General features: G+C 66.2%; 15 protein-coding genes. 2 read left to right on the top strand and 13 right to left on the bottom strand.

Annotated features, from left to right (window positions below; translation table 11 throughout):
• Positions 1–11 precede the first annotated feature (11 nt).
• From PCQ86_RS15955 to PCQ86_RS15945, 3 genes are read right to left on the bottom strand one after another with little or no spacing between them, the layout of a single operon-like run.
• Positions 12–704 carry a ZIP family metal transporter gene (locus PCQ86_RS15955; protein WP_009523279.1) on the bottom strand — a complete coding sequence of 231 codons (693 nt, stop codon included), beginning with the start codon at positions 702–704 and terminating at the stop codon, positions 12–14.
• Between the two features lie 3 nt (positions 705–707).
• Positions 708–1,010, bottom strand: coding sequence for a double zinc ribbon domain-containing protein (locus PCQ86_RS15950; protein ID WP_082136747.1), 303 nt, complete (start codon positions 1,008–1,010; stop codon positions 708–710).
• A 22-nt stretch (positions 1,011–1,032) separates the two neighbouring features.
• Complete coding sequence (locus PCQ86_RS15945) at positions 1,033–3,471, bottom strand: heavy metal translocating P-type ATPase (RefSeq protein WP_442874437.1); 2,439 nt, start codon at positions 3,469–3,471, stop codon at positions 1,033–1,035.
• A gap of 103 nt (positions 3,472–3,574) precedes the next feature.
• Here PCQ86_RS15945 and cadR point away from each other — a divergent pair, with 103 nt between their 5' ends.
• Positions 3,575–4,030: a Cd(II)/Pb(II)-responsive transcriptional regulator gene (gene cadR, locus PCQ86_RS15940; RefSeq protein ID WP_270175461.1), complete on the top strand. Its 456-nt coding sequence runs from the start codon at positions 3,575–3,577 to the stop codon at positions 4,028–4,030.
• Here the strand turns inward: cadR and PCQ86_RS15935 are convergent, their stop codons facing one another.
• The 10 genes from PCQ86_RS15935 to PCQ86_RS15890 form a co-directional block, all read right to left on the bottom strand.
• Positions 4,031–6,019: a relaxase/mobilization nuclease domain-containing protein gene (locus PCQ86_RS15935; RefSeq protein WP_270174181.1), complete on the bottom strand. Its 1,989-nt coding sequence runs from the start codon at positions 6,017–6,019 to the stop codon at positions 4,031–4,033.
• A 73-nt stretch (positions 6,020–6,092) separates the two neighbouring features.
• Positions 6,093–6,470, bottom strand: coding sequence for a hypothetical protein (locus PCQ86_RS15930; protein WP_077176498.1), 378 nt, complete (start codon positions 6,468–6,470; stop codon positions 6,093–6,095).
• Complete coding sequence (locus PCQ86_RS15925) at positions 6,467–7,030, bottom strand: S26 family signal peptidase (RefSeq protein ID WP_270174180.1); 564 nt, start codon at positions 7,028–7,030, stop codon at positions 6,467–6,469. Before PCQ86_RS15925 ends, PCQ86_RS15930 begins: the two co-directional genes overlap by 4 nt.
• Positions 7,027–7,593, bottom strand: coding sequence for a DUF2840 domain-containing protein (locus tag PCQ86_RS15920; protein WP_270175460.1), 567 nt, complete (start codon positions 7,591–7,593; stop codon positions 7,027–7,029). The genes PCQ86_RS15925 and PCQ86_RS15920 overlap by 4 nt, the downstream gene beginning before the upstream one ends.
• Positions 7,590–7,874 (bottom strand): hypothetical protein, encoded by a 285-nt coding sequence (locus tag PCQ86_RS15915; protein WP_060983861.1) that lies wholly within the window; start codon positions 7,872–7,874, stop codon positions 7,590–7,592. The genes PCQ86_RS15920 and PCQ86_RS15915 overlap by 4 nt, the downstream gene beginning before the upstream one ends.
• Positions 7,871–8,509: a ParA family partition ATPase gene (gene parA, locus PCQ86_RS15910; protein WP_270174179.1), complete on the bottom strand. Its 639-nt coding sequence runs from the start codon at positions 8,507–8,509 to the stop codon at positions 7,871–7,873. The genes PCQ86_RS15915 and parA overlap by 4 nt, the downstream gene beginning before the upstream one ends.
• Before the next feature lie 253 nt (positions 8,510–8,762).
• Positions 8,763–9,620 (bottom strand): replication initiator protein A, encoded by an 858-nt coding sequence (locus PCQ86_RS15905; protein WP_009523271.1) that lies wholly within the window; start codon positions 9,618–9,620, stop codon positions 8,763–8,765.
• 26 nt (positions 9,621–9,646) lie between these two features.
• Positions 9,647–9,937 carry a helix-turn-helix transcriptional regulator gene (locus PCQ86_RS15900; RefSeq protein WP_059400233.1) on the bottom strand — a complete coding sequence of 97 codons (291 nt, stop codon included), beginning with the start codon at positions 9,935–9,937 and terminating at the stop codon, positions 9,647–9,649.
• 83 nt (positions 9,938–10,020) lie between these two features.
• The gene (locus PCQ86_RS15895) at positions 10,021–10,782 is read right to left on the bottom strand and encodes a DUF2285 domain-containing protein (RefSeq protein ID WP_059400216.1); all 762 of its coding nucleotides are present in this window, start codon (positions 10,780–10,782) and stop codon (positions 10,021–10,023) included.
• A gap of 329 nt (positions 10,783–11,111) precedes the next feature.
• Entirely contained in the window at positions 11,112–11,462 is a 351-nt protein-coding gene (locus PCQ86_RS15890; RefSeq protein ID WP_009523268.1) for a DUF2958 domain-containing protein, read from the bottom strand.
• A gap of 257 nt (positions 11,463–11,719) precedes the next feature.
• On the opposite strand from PCQ86_RS15890, the gene PCQ86_RS15885 reads away from it, so the two are divergent.
• Positions 11,720–12,010, top strand: a complete 291-nt coding sequence (locus tag PCQ86_RS15885; protein WP_009523267.1) for a helix-turn-helix domain-containing protein — start codon at positions 11,720–11,722, stop codon at positions 12,008–12,010.
• Positions 12,011–12,231 lie beyond the last annotated feature (221 nt).

Raw genomic sequence — 12,231 nt, 5'->3', positions numbered from 1 at the left:
CTCAACAGCCCCTAGCCAATTACTTCTTCCAGCAGGAGAAGCGCCAGAAAGCCGACAAAGAACATCGCCGTCACCCAGGGGCGATCTGGCGTTTCGTGTGCTTCGATCAGCAGTTCTTCGGTCACGAGGTAGAGCAACGCAATCAGACCAAACGCGAAGAAGCCAGTCAGAAGAGGGTTGGGCAACAGCGCCACCGGCGCTCCAAGCAAGGCCCCGATCGGCAGCAAGAGCACGAGCGCGGCCGTGATCCAGACGACCCTGGCACGGGAGCGAACGCTCTCGCCGAGTTCCGTGGCCACTGTCAATCCCAGGAACAGAACCTCGATGGTCAGGGCGATGGTCAGAAGCAAGCCGACCTTTGGGCCAGCCGCAAACCCGATACCAAGCACCAAGCCATCAATCAGGATGTCGATGCCGATCACGGTCAGGAGACCGGCCGGCCCCTTCGCCAACGCTTCCAGATGCTTCACCAGCAGCATGGTGGCGACGCCGATTCCGCCGCCGATCATCGTCGCCCAAGGCGAGGCCCGGTGCATGATGTCGGGCAAGATTTCGCCGGCCGCCGCCGCGAACACGACGCCAGCGGCGAAATGCTGAATCGCGCTGACCAGTGTTGGCCCCGGCCGCACGTTCACCGCGACCGCAGCTCCGATGATGGCGGCCGCTGCCGGGATCAAGGTGTAGATCCAGGCCGAGATCACCATGACTTAAGTTACCGCGTTGCCGCACTGAGCACAGAATTTCGCGCCGATCGGAATGACGCTACTGCACTTCGTGCACGACGCTGGCACCAGCGATGTCCCGCACTGGCCGCAAAAGCGAGCGCCGTTCGGATTGATCGCTTTGCATTGCGGGCAAGTGATGCCGCTGGCCGAAGGCGCCGGATTGCGCCCCCAGTCGTGACTGCTGGGGCCACCGTGGCCATGGCTACTGCCATGCCCGTGGGAGCCGCCATGCCCCCCGCCGTGGCCGCCGCCATGCCCACCAAAAATTCGATCCAGGATTCCCATTTTCAACACTCCATATTCGGTTTTACTGACCCGCCTGCTGCCTGAGCAGCCTCAGCCCGTTGAAGACCACCAGCAAGCTCGCCCCCATGTCGGCGAACACGGCCATCCACATGGAGGCATCGTCGAAGATCGCCAGCAGCAGGAACACTAGCTTGATGCCCAGCGCGAGCGCGATGTTCTGCCATAGCACGGCGTGGGTGCGCCTGGACAGCCGGATCGTTTCGGGCAGGCGGCGTAGGTCGTCGTTCATGAGCACCACGTCGGCGGCCTCCATCGCGGTGTGGGTGCCCGCGCCGCCCATAGCGAAGCCGATGTCAGCCTTCGCCAGCGCGGGGGCGTCGTTGATGCCGTCGCCGGTCATCGCCGTGACGCCCATGCGCTGCTGAAGCTCGCCGATGGCCTGCAACTTGTCCTCGGGCAGCAGGTTGCCACGCACCTCGGCGATGCCCGCCTGGGTGCCGACGGTTTGCGCCGTCGCCAGGTTATCGCCCGTCAACATCACCGGCGTCACGCCCAATGCCTTCAGGTCGGCCACGGCCTGCGCGGATGAGGATTTGATGGTGTCGGCTACTGCACAGATGGCCATGACCCGTTCGCTGCTGGCCAACAACGTGACGGTGCGGCCAGCTTGCTCATGCACTGCAAGGCGGGCTTCGAGGTCAGCCGAACACTGCCCGCGCTCTTCAATCCAGCGGTGGTTAGCCAGCACATAGGTATGGCCGTCGATCACCCCCTGCACGCCGCGCCCGGCAACAGCCTGAAACTCATCCACTTCTTGCGTGGCGGACGACACGCCATCTGCGATGGCCTTGGACACTGGATGATCCGACCGCGCTGCGAGGCTCTTGGCCAGCCCCTCCAGGGCTTGTTGGCCGAGTCCTGTGTCCACGGGCTCGAAGGCCACCAGCTTGGGCTTGCCTTCGGTGATGGTGCCGGTCTTGTCCAGCGCCACGGCCTTGATCTTGCGCGCCTCTTCCAGGTACACACCACCTTTGATCAGGATGCCTCGCCGCGCCCCAGCGGCCAAACCGCTGACGACGGTGACGGGCGTGGAAATCACCAAGGCGCAAGGGCAGGCGATGACCAGCAGCACCAGGGCCTTGTAGGCGGCCTGCATCCAGGTCAGCCCCATGAGCCAGGGCGCCAACAACGCAACGGCAACGGCCAGGACGAACACCGCAGGCGTGTAGACGGCGGCAAAGCGATCCACGAAACGCTGCGTGGGCGCACGGGAAGACTGGGCCTGCTCAACGGCGTGGATGATGCGCGCCAGCGTGCTGTCGGACGCGGGGGCCGTGACACGGATTTCCAACGCCGCAGCCTGATTGACGGTGCCGGCGAAGACTTCATCGCCGGGGCTCTTGTCCACCGGCAAGCTTTCGCCGGTCACGGGGGACTGGTCAATAGCGCTCTGACCTAGGCTCACGATGCCATCCAGCGGAACGCGCTCGCCAGGGCGAATACGCACGGTCATGCCCACAGTGACTTCCTTGACTCCCATGCGCACCCAATTGCCATCGTCTTGACGCACTTCAGCTTGCTCCGGCGCGAGCGCCAGCAGGCTCTTGATGGCGCCGCGCGCCCGATCCACGGCGCGGGCCTCGATGGCTTCCGCAATCGCATATAGGGCCATCACCATCGCCGCTTCGGGCCACTGGCCGATCAGGAAAGCGCCGGTCACGGCCACGGTCATCAGGGCATTGATGTTCAAGCGGCCCTGCCGCAGTGCAGCCAGCCCCTTGCCGTAAACCGAGAAACCCGACAGCGCGATGGCCGCCGCGGCCAGCGCCATTCCCAGCGCCTTGACAGGTACGCTGTCTGGAAAGGCGAATGCCAAGCCCTCGGCCGCCACAGCCAACCCCAGGGCGCCCAGCGACTTGCCCCATGTCGTCCAGAAGCCCGTTGGCGAGGCAACCGCAGCAGCCGACGAGCCTGTGTCGCCAAGAGGTTCCGGCTTGAAGCCTGCCTTGCGGATTGCGTCTAGCGCCTGCTGCAAGACAGGATCATCGGCGGCAATGGCCAACTCGCGTTCGCCCAGATTGAATTGCAGGCTACGAATTCCCGCCATGCCGTCCAACGCCCGGCGGATTTCCGACTCCTCCGAGGCACAGTCCATATTCGCAATGCGGAAGCGCTGGACATTCTTCGCGCCGAGGGGTTCTGGCTTGAAACCCGCTTTGCGGATCGCTTCTAGGGCCTCGGGCAGCGCGTGGTCATCGGCGGCAATGGCAAGCTCTCGATCCCCCAGGTTGAATCGCAGGCTGCGAATCCCCGCCATGCCTTCCAGCGCCCGGCGGATTTCCGACTCCTCTGAGGCACAGTCCATGTTTTCTATGCGAAAGCGTTGCGGCCCAATAGTCGTTGCATCAGACGCTGTTGGCTCGGGCGCCACAGGCACTGTTGCACAGCCACTCCCGCAGCAGGCAGCGTCGGCGTGTTGGCGTTGGTGGGCAGAGTTCATGAAATTCTCCTTTTCAGTCAGATTGGAAACCCTGTACCCACTACAGAGTCAAGCGCCTACAATGAGCCTTGGAGAAAAACCCGCGACCGCTGAAGATGAACTCATGAAAATCGGCGAACTGGCTAAGGCCGCACATACCCAGGTAGAGACGATCCGGTACTACGAGCGTGAAGGCTTGCTACCCGAAACGGCCCATACGGATGGCAACTACCGCATGTACGCAGAAGAACACGTTGACCGGCTGTCCTTCATCCGGCACTGCCGGGGGTTGGACATGACGCTGGATGAAATCCGGGTTCTGTTGCGCTTCAAGGATGCACCGCACGAGAACTGCGCCCAGGTGAACGACCTGCTCGACGAGCACATCGACCATGTGGCTACCCGCATCAAGGAATTGAAAGCGTTGGAACGACAGCTCAAGACCTTGCGGGAACGCTGCCGTGAATCCCAGCAGGCCAGCCAGTGCGGCATCTTGACCGAGCTGTCCTCAGCATCGCGCCATCTGCACGAACCGGCGACGCGCAGGGGCCATGTTCATGGGGCACATAGCCTCAAGTGACTAGCCCAAAGAAACCCCAAGCCGACGCCCGATTTCCCATGAGGTCGTTCCGCCACGCACCGTCGCCGCAAGCGGCTGCCCCAACCGCTGCTCGATCACTGGCCTCCACGGTACCAGGCTGAAGCCCATGCCGTCGTCCAGCATCGCATACCGACCGCTGGCGAGCATGAGGCTGCGGCGGTAGATGCCGGCCACGCGCTGGCCGTCGGCCACCGGGCGGTGCTCCAGGCCGGTTTCGGCGGCGATGTCCTTGGCGGCCTGCGCCAGCTCGCGGCTGCGCAGCGTGCCCAGCAGGTTTCGGGCGAGGATCACGCGCTGCCCGCGCCGCTCGGCCAGCCCCTGTTCGGCAAGGAAGTCGGCGCGTTTCTGCAATGCCTCCTTGACCTCGCCGCCAAAGCCCAGGTCCCCCAGGCCCGAGCCGCCGCCGATCAACTGCTGGTCGAGCCAGGTGGCCCCGATCACGCGCGCCTGCCGCTCGATGGGCAGGTGCGATTTCAGCTCTACAGCCACGCCGCCCAGGCGCTGCGCGTCGTACTGATGGCCACGCTCGGGCAGATCGTCCGGCACCTTCCATAGCCCTTCGGCCACGCGCTCCACGATGCCGGCGCGGCGCAGGGCTTCGAGTCGGCGGATGTGGGCCGCGACGACTTCCTGCGGATCACGGCCCGGCACGGCCTGACCCTGCGCGACGGCCAGGTGATGGTCGGTGCGGTATAGACCGCCGCTCGCCAGTGCGGTGATGTTCCTGTCGGCCGCGCGCACGTCGGCCGATCCCTTCACCTCCACTACGGCGCCGGCCGGATAGTTCGCCAGTTCATCGTGTGCGTTGAGCGCGACGTAGTGGGCCTTGCCGTCCACGCCGTCGATGACCAGATAGCCCCGGTCGCGCAGCTCGTCGGCCAGCCCCTTCGCTGCCACGCGGCCGAGAATGGTTCGGCCACCTCCATCAGCATCTTGGCCCGGCTCGAACACCGCCAGCTCGCGCGGCTCGCCGCGCATGGCCCGCTGCATGGTGCGGATGATGTCGCCACGCTCGCCCAGGGCGCGCAGGGTCTTCTCGGCATCGGCATGGACGGCCCAACTGCCGGGCTGCGTCTCGTCGACCAGGCCCAGGTGCTGCAAGCGTTGCAGGCGGCTGATCAGCAGCAGGCGCTGGCGTTGCAACGTCGGTTCGTTGAAGCGTTCGATCTGTACCCGGCCATCCTCGCCGGCCTCGCGTTTCAACGTGCGATCCAGGCTAGTCCACCGCTCTTGCTCCACCTCGCGCTGCAAGGTCTGCTGGATCTCCAGCTCGGTGCGTGGCCCCAGCCATTCGGTCGCCAGCTCGGCGGCGCGATGACGAAAACCATCAGTGATGTAGTCGCCCGCGATGATGAGGTCTTTGCCGGTGTCGTCGCGCCCGCGCACGATCAGGTGGGTGTGCGGGTTGTCGGTATTCCAGTGATCGACCGCCACCCATTCCAGCCGCGTGCCCAGGTCGGCCTCCATGCGTCCCATCAGGTGCCGCGTGTAGGTGCGCAGGTCTTCCAGCTCGGCCCCTTCCTCGGGCGAAACGATGAAGCGAAAGTGGTGCCGATCATCGGCGCAGCGCTCCTTGAATGCGTTCAGATCAGCTTCGTCGGTCTGCGGCCCATAGGCCCGACCCGGTTCGCCGTCGCGGCCCACGCCGTCGCGCTCGATGTAGCGCAGGTGCTTGGCGAGCGACTGCGGACTGGCCCGCTGCTGGTTGACCAGTAGTGTCTTGATGGTCACGCGCCGCGACATAGGCGTGAGCTTCGCCCCTGCGAAGCGCGCCGCCGTGTGGCCGCGTCCCAGGCGCGATCCGGGCCGCTGGCCGGTGCCCTTGCCACTGCCGCCAGGACGGCGCACCGTGGACTTGCCGCCGCTGGCCTTGCCTGCCTGCTGGAGCACCTTGGATACGAAGCCCTGGCCCCGGTTCTTCGGTGCGCTGGGGCGGATGCGGAAATCATCGTCGCGGCGGTTGGTCATGCCTGCGCTCCCTGCAAACTCTGGCGTGTCCGGGCGTGCGAAGCACGCGGACATGCCTGTATCGGTGCGTGCCTCACGCCCCAAGCGGCACGGCGGCAAAGCCGCTGCGTGCCTCGCCCCCCCACGTGCAGACTGGCTTTGCGGGCCGACAGGTGCCGCCCCCTTTTGTCTTGCCTTCCGCATTTGCCTCCCCCTGTCCCCCAGGTTCTCGATCCCGGCAACTGCGGCCCGGTGGCAAGGCTGCACCAGCAGCCAGCGCACCGGCGAACACGGCAATGGCCGCAGGCCAGCCGTGTTCGAGGCAAGACGCCTGCACGTGGGACGGCTGCGCCGGAGGCAGCGCGAAGTGCAGCGCGGATGCGCTCGCACTGCACGCGCGACGACATGACAACGGCCAGCAGAACGACACGCCCGATAGCACGATGATGCGCAGCGAATCGGTGGCCATCATGGGCGCGACTCCAGCCAGACGGGGCGCGCAACGCCGATCACGGAAGCTGCGCTGACCGGCCCGAAATACCGGCTATCGAACGACGCCGGATTGGTCACACTGAGGAGGAACAGCTCGCCATGCCGCAAGCGGTGGCATTGCTGCCAGGATGGCAGCGGCCGGCCCCAGCGATCGGCAGACAGCACGGCGGCTGAAGGCACGCCGTCGATGTGGACTTTGCCGTCAGCGATGCACACCTCTTGCGGCGCCACCGCGCCCACGCGCTTGAGCAGAGGAATGCGCGTCGGCAGGTAGCCGCGCTGCGCAGCGAGCGCGGCAGCCTCGGCAGGCAGCGGCACCAGCACGATGCTGCCTACCGACAACGGACGTGGTGGCGAGCTGGTGCGATGGTCGAGCGGATCGATGCGATACCAGCCGACCTCCACGCTGTCGGACGGGTTGTAGGTCAGGCGTGGCAGCGGATGCACGAAGGACGCCCAGGCCAGCGCAGCGAGGCCGCAGGCGGACAGGCCCGCCAGCACGAGGCGAGCGCGCAGGCGGGAGCGAGGATGGGCCGTCATGGCAGCACCCTCCCGGCCAGCCAGGCGGCGTGCCGCTCGGCACTGTATTCGGGCAGCGGCAAGCGCGCCGCGAGCCGGTTGCCCAGTGCGCGCCAGTACGCGGGCGAGGCGGTAGCAGGCGCGATGCCCAGCGCCTCGATGGCGTCGATACGCTCCAACACGGCGCGCACCGCGTTGTCGCCCTCGGCGTGCAGCAGCAGGCGCGCGCCCGGCTGCACGCCGGGGATGCGCTGCGCGTCATCCAATGGCGTGCAAGCCTGCATCACCATGAGCTGCCAGCGGATCGTGCCGTAGTCGTTGGCCTGCCAGCGAATGCGGCAGAACACGGCGTTCGGTATGAACACGGCGAGACTGCGCCAGCGGTCGAGCCGCAGCGTGCGCGCGGGTTCGCCAAAGCGCAGATAGAGCTTGAAACGGTGCTCCAGGAAGGCCAGCGAAACGCGCGTCAGCGGCGTTAAGGTGTGCCGCGCCGCGAGCACAGCGAGCACAGCGAGCGACGGCGACGGTGCAGCCGTGGCCGCGATAGGAGCCTGCACGTCGGCAGGAAAAGCGGATGCGTTTATGGCGTGTTCTCCCTGCGTTGCTCCGGGAACTCCCGTTCCAGCAGTGCGCGCAGCAGATCGGCCACCGTCACGCCCCGCGTGAAGGCCGAAACCTTGATGCGCGCCCGCATCGCGGGCGTGATGTCGAGGGTCAAGCGGGCGGTATAGAGATCGCCCTTGTTGAGCGCATCGCCGTCGCCCTGCCGAATCCACGCCTCGGCGTGCGGATTCGCAGGCGGGCGGGCGCCGATGCCGACACGCTTGGCAGCACGTTTGCTGCTGGGTGTGGGCTTCGTGGTCATGACGGCCACCGCAGCAGTTCGTCCACCAGTGCGGTGATCTCGCGCGCGGCGGCGCTGTCCGGCGCCGTCTCGCGGGCGAGCCGCCCAGCGGCCACGCTGTCGGCGAAGACGATGCGCTGGCGCACTTCCGAGCGCAGCGCAGGCAGCGGCTGCTCGGCCAGCGCGCCGCGTGCCTCGCGTCCGATCACGGTGGTGCTGACGCGCCGGTTGATGACGAAGGCCGCGCGCAGCGCAGGCCGGAAGACTTGCGCCTCGCGGATCAGCGCCACCATCTCGGCGCTGGCCCACAGGTCGTAGGGACTGGGCTGCACCGGGATCAGCACGCGCTCGGCCGCCAGCAGTGCGGAGCGCGCCAGGGCGGCAATGCGCGGCGGCCCGTCGATGACGACGTGATCGGCCCGCCGGGCGAGTTCTGGCGCTTCCTGGTGCAGCGTTTCGCGTGCCAGGCCCACGGCGCTGAACAGCCTAGGCAAACCTTGCTGGCTGCGGCGCTGTGTCCAGTCCAGCGCGGAGCCCTGCGGGTCGGCATCCAGCAGGATGACCGACTGCCCGCGCATCGCCAGCTCGCCGGCGACGTGGGTGGCGAGCGTGGTCTTGCCCACGCCGCCTTTTTGATTGAGCAACGCGACGATCATGGCCTGGCCCTCCGTGTTGGAAAGCCCGGCTGTTGCTGCTGCTTTTCGTGCCGCGTGGTGGTTGTCCACCGTGGCGCGGCGCTTCTACTAAAAGTTAGAGAATTTAAGTTAGGGAAGTTAGGAGAGGCCGAAACCCGCGCCAGCATTGGCTTTGCGGCCGATTTTGTTGCCTGATAGCACGAGGATTCATTGCCTGATAGCACGATACCTCTGTTGCCTGATAGCACGAGTCCGTCCACAGGCTGCGCAGCAGTTATCCCCGTGCCGTGGACGGCACGGGCCGGAACGTCAACAGCGGCGAGGCAATGCCCGAGACGTGCTCTATGCCCAACTGGTAGCCCGGCAAGGCTTGCCGCGCCACCAGCGCCCGCAGGTCGGCGGCGAAGTCGTAGTACCGCGCCACGCTGCCCGATTTGCGGTACAGATGCTGGAAGTCGAATTGCCACCCGCCAGGCTGTCGCCCGCCGTGCTTGCGCACCAGCCGGTACAGCCAGCGCTCGATCCCGCCCGTGAGCCGGAAATACGCCGGGTCGATGGTTAGCACCAGGGCGGCGTCGAGCACGCCCGCATAGAACCAGTCCGGCAGGATCAGTTCGAGGCCCAGCGGTGTGCCGCTGGCATCGGCCATCTCTTTCCATTCGTTGACCCACGAGAAGCGGTGTAAGCGCCTGCCCGTGGTTTCCCGGATGGACGTGGCCACCGTCGTGGACTGCAAGCGATCCAAGGCCGCTTTGAGGCGCTGATAGTCGCGCAGCGACGTGCCGCGCCCGATGAAGCGCAGGATCTCGTAGGGCGTTGCCTGCATCAGTCGCGAGGGGCGCAGTCCTGCATCGCGGGCTTCCACGATCTGGCTGGCGGCCCAGATCAACACGTCCGCATCCCAGATCGTGGCAATGCCATGCTCTTGCGTTCCCTCCACGCGGATCGTGATGCCGCTGGCGCGGAAGTCGATCGGCGCCGTGCGCCGCGACTTCGCCAGCGAGAAGAACGGAAAGGCCATCAGGTCCTGGCTGTCGCGCGGCGCCATGTCGCCTGGCAAGGCGCGGAACAGGTCGAGCTGTTCGCGCTCCTGCGACGGTCGCCGCCGCGATGGCAGCGATGGGCTGGTCATGGCGAAGGCCACCCGCGCGCCAGCGATCAGCGCGCACGGCTGTCCGCCGAGTGCTGCTCGGCGTATTCGGGATCGGACGTGGTTTCATAGCTGCGCTCGGCGGCCCAGGCATCGAGGTCGGCCACGGCGTACATGACGCGGCGGCCGAACTTGCGGAACTTGGGGCCGCCACCCAGCACGCGCTGCTTTTCCAGCGTGCGCGGCGACAGCCGCAGGTACTCGGCGGCTTCGTCGTTGGTCAGATAACGCTGCGGCTGTGCGGCAGCGGTCGAGGTGGTTGCGGGAGCGGCGGCAGGCCGCAAGGGAGCAGGACGCATGGTGAGAACCTCCATCGGTTGCAGGGCTCCGGCCACACAGCGCAACCGGATGGAGGCAGTCTCAGAAAACGAAGCTCTCTAGCTCAGGGTCGTTTTGCGTGGCCTTCAAAACGACCCTTCTCAAGCGGCGCAAGCTGTGCTAGGCGGCGATAGCCGCCGCGCATCAGCGCATCGCCGCGATGCACCAAGCGGCGCACCTTGGAGCGCAGGCCACCGTCGCTGTACCAACCGGCCGCGGTGTCCACGCCGAACAAGCCTTCGGCCACGTCGCGCAAGGACGCGCCCGCCAGGGCCGCGTCGAGCGCCTGCAAGGTGTGCAGTTCCAGCAAGGCCGAATGCGATGGCCGGGGCCGAGCATTGGCCAGCGCCGCACCGGGCGCATGGCCGCGTGCAGGTGCGGCAGCACCGCCGTGATAGGCATAGGCGACAGCCATGCCGTCCTCCAGGCCGGGCGCCAGCGCGAAGCGCAGGCACTGGCCGGGGCTGCGCGCGATCAGCGCCAGTCGCTTGCCGTCGTGGAGCAGGTGTTTGTGGCCGGGGATGTTCCAGAAGTCGAATGCGGCGGCGTCGGGCGGCGGATCAGCATCAGGGTAGAGCTGCACCACACCAGTGTGGCCGGGCAGCCAGGCCGGGTGCGCGTCACGCGCATCCAGCGCCGGGTCTTCCAGCAGGCGCAAGCCCCAGCGATGCCCAGCATCAGAGCGACGCGCACGGCGCAGCCAGTCGAGCCGGTAATCAGGATGGCGGCGCAGGTACTCCCAGGCCAGTGCGAGCGTGTCCAGCCCCAGGACGTAGAGGTAAGCGGCCGTGGGATACCAGTGCGCGAAATGGTGAGGGCTGACCATGACGAAAGCTCCTGTCGAACAGCAGGAACGTCGCCACGGCGGCGAACATGCGGGAGCCTCAAATCAAGGTGGAAATCCGGTTAAGCTGTAACTTCTGGTGTCAAGACCGATAGGCTCCGGCGAGTTGCGAAATCCGTCTGAATGCGACGGCCGCCTGACCCAAAAATGTCACGCGGCATAAAACACCGTGCCGCAAGCCGCGCGAAAGATCGTGACTGTTTCAGTCACAGATATTCGGGTTTGAAGCAGAGTGCGAATTCAGATCGAAAAGGTCTGGAGCAAGACCGAAATAGTCTGAATGCGCCCGGCTTGGCCGGAGCGCGAACGGTTCAATCAACGATGGAACCGTTCTCCTGGGCCAGCCGCAGGTATTCCGACAACGGGCGCACTGCCTGGAAATACAAATCCCGCATCACGGGCTGTTTGTTCGGGCCGACGATGGAGGCCAGGTCGGACAGCTTGATGCGGCCCAGCTCTGGCATACCAATGCCCACGTCCATGATGCCGGTCGCCGTATCGTCATCGGCAGGATCGAGCGAGGCCAGCAGCCAGATGGCGTGCGCGTCGGGGGTGAACAGCCGCACGACCGGCAACGGGTCGTGCGGTTCACCGGCGGCGGCCCGCCGCCCGTTCTCCAGCAGCGCGGCGCGCTGCGCATCGGTGACGAGGGGAGCGTTCATCGTGGTGCTCCTGTTCCAACATGGATTGCCGGTTTTGCGCTTCCGCGCCGAAGCACGGATGCGTGTTCCACCAAAGCCTTGGAAACACGAAAGCGCAAAAACAGAATTGTAGAAATCTGGAAAGGCACGTAGGCGGTTCTCCGGTTCTGTCGGAATCCGCAAAAGCGGATTTCCGTAAAAGCACGAATAAGGCCAGAGCCGTGAAAGAGTTAAAGATAACGTGGTTTTAATTGTGCTGCGACTTGACGCTTCTGTCCATGCAGAAGCGATCCATCCAGCGCGGCCGGCCAGCGGGCGCCACCACCTTCGATGCCGAACTGGCGCAAGCCTTCGGCGCGGCGGTGCGCGCGTTGCGGACGGAGCGCGGCATCGCGCAGGAGTCGCTGGCGCACCTCGCGGGCATCGAGCGTTCGCACATGGGCAAGGTCGAGCGTGGCGAGCACATGCCCACGCTGGCGATCATCTTCAAGATCGCCAGCGCACTCGAATGCAGCACGGCAGTGCTGATGAGCAAGGCCGAAGAACTGCTGGCGGTAGCCCAGGCATAGCCGCCGAAGCCCCGCCATCATGGCGGGGCGTGCCAGGCCGATCCGGTGCCAGCCGGTTCGGCGGTATCGAGGGGCGCCAAGCACCGCGCGGCGGGGATGGGCCTGGCGCCGATCCCTTGGAGGCAAGCGAAGCGCGCAGCGCCGCAGGCGCGAAGGCGGCAGGGATTGGAGCCGAATGGCCGTGACGGCGTAGTCGGCACGGGGCGGAGCCCGCAAAGCCC

It is taken from the genome of Diaphorobacter sp. ED-3, assembly GCF_027625375.1.
GTDB lineage: Bacteria > Pseudomonadota > Gammaproteobacteria > Burkholderiales > Burkholderiaceae_C > Diaphorobacter > Diaphorobacter nitroreducens.
Note: the sequence above shows the minus strand (reverse complement) of the source record. Positions and strands in the feature narration are given on the sequence as shown.

What these genes read in the sequence shown, in the direction of transcription:
- PCQ86_RS15930 (WP_077176498.1), bottom strand. Translation starts at nt 6,470, where the DNA reads ATGATGGCCACCGATTCGCTGCGCATCATCGTGCTATCGGGCGTGTCG.
- PCQ86_RS15925 (WP_270174180.1), bottom strand. Translation starts at nt 7,030, where the DNA reads ATGACGGCCCATCCTCGCTCCCGCCTGCGCGCTCGCCTCGTGCTGGCG.
- PCQ86_RS15895 (WP_059400216.1), bottom strand. Translation starts at nt 10,782, where the DNA reads ATGGTCAGCCCTCACCATTTCGCGCACTGGTATCCCACGGCCGCTTAC.
- PCQ86_RS15935 (WP_270174181.1), bottom strand. Translation starts at nt 6,019, where the DNA reads ATGACCAACCGCCGCGACGATGATTTCCGCATCCGCCCCAGCGCACCG.
- PCQ86_RS15890 (WP_009523268.1), bottom strand. Translation starts at nt 11,462, where the DNA reads ATGAACGCTCCCCTCGTCACCGATGCGCAGCGCGCCGCGCTGCTGGAG.
- parA (WP_270174179.1), bottom strand. Translation starts at nt 8,509, where the DNA reads ATGATCGTCGCGTTGCTCAATCAAAAAGGCGGCGTGGGCAAGACCACG.
- PCQ86_RS15905 (WP_009523271.1), bottom strand. Translation starts at nt 9,620, where the DNA reads ATGACCAGCCCATCGCTGCCATCGCGGCGGCGACCGTCGCAGGAGCGC.
- cadR (WP_270175461.1), top strand. Translation starts at nt 3,575, where the DNA reads ATGAAAATCGGCGAACTGGCTAAGGCCGCACATACCCAGGTAGAGACG.
- PCQ86_RS15885 (WP_009523267.1), top strand. Translation starts at nt 11,720, where the DNA reads ATGCAGAAGCGATCCATCCAGCGCGGCCGGCCAGCGGGCGCCACCACC.
- PCQ86_RS15900 (WP_059400233.1), bottom strand. Translation starts at nt 9,937, where the DNA reads ATGCGTCCTGCTCCCTTGCGGCCTGCCGCCGCTCCCGCAACCACCTCG.
- PCQ86_RS15945 (WP_442874437.1), bottom strand. Translation starts at nt 3,471, where the DNA reads ATGAACTCTGCCCACCAACGCCAACACGCCGACGCTGCCTGCTGCGGG.
- PCQ86_RS15950 (WP_082136747.1), bottom strand. Translation starts at nt 1,010, where the DNA reads ATGGGAATCCTGGATCGAATTTTTGGTGGGCATGGCGGCGGCCACGGC.
- PCQ86_RS15915 (WP_060983861.1), bottom strand. Translation starts at nt 7,874, where the DNA reads ATGACCACGAAGCCCACACCCAGCAGCAAACGTGCTGCCAAGCGTGTC.
- PCQ86_RS15955 (WP_009523279.1), bottom strand. Translation starts at nt 704, where the DNA reads ATGGTGATCTCGGCCTGGATCTACACCTTGATCCCGGCAGCGGCCGCC.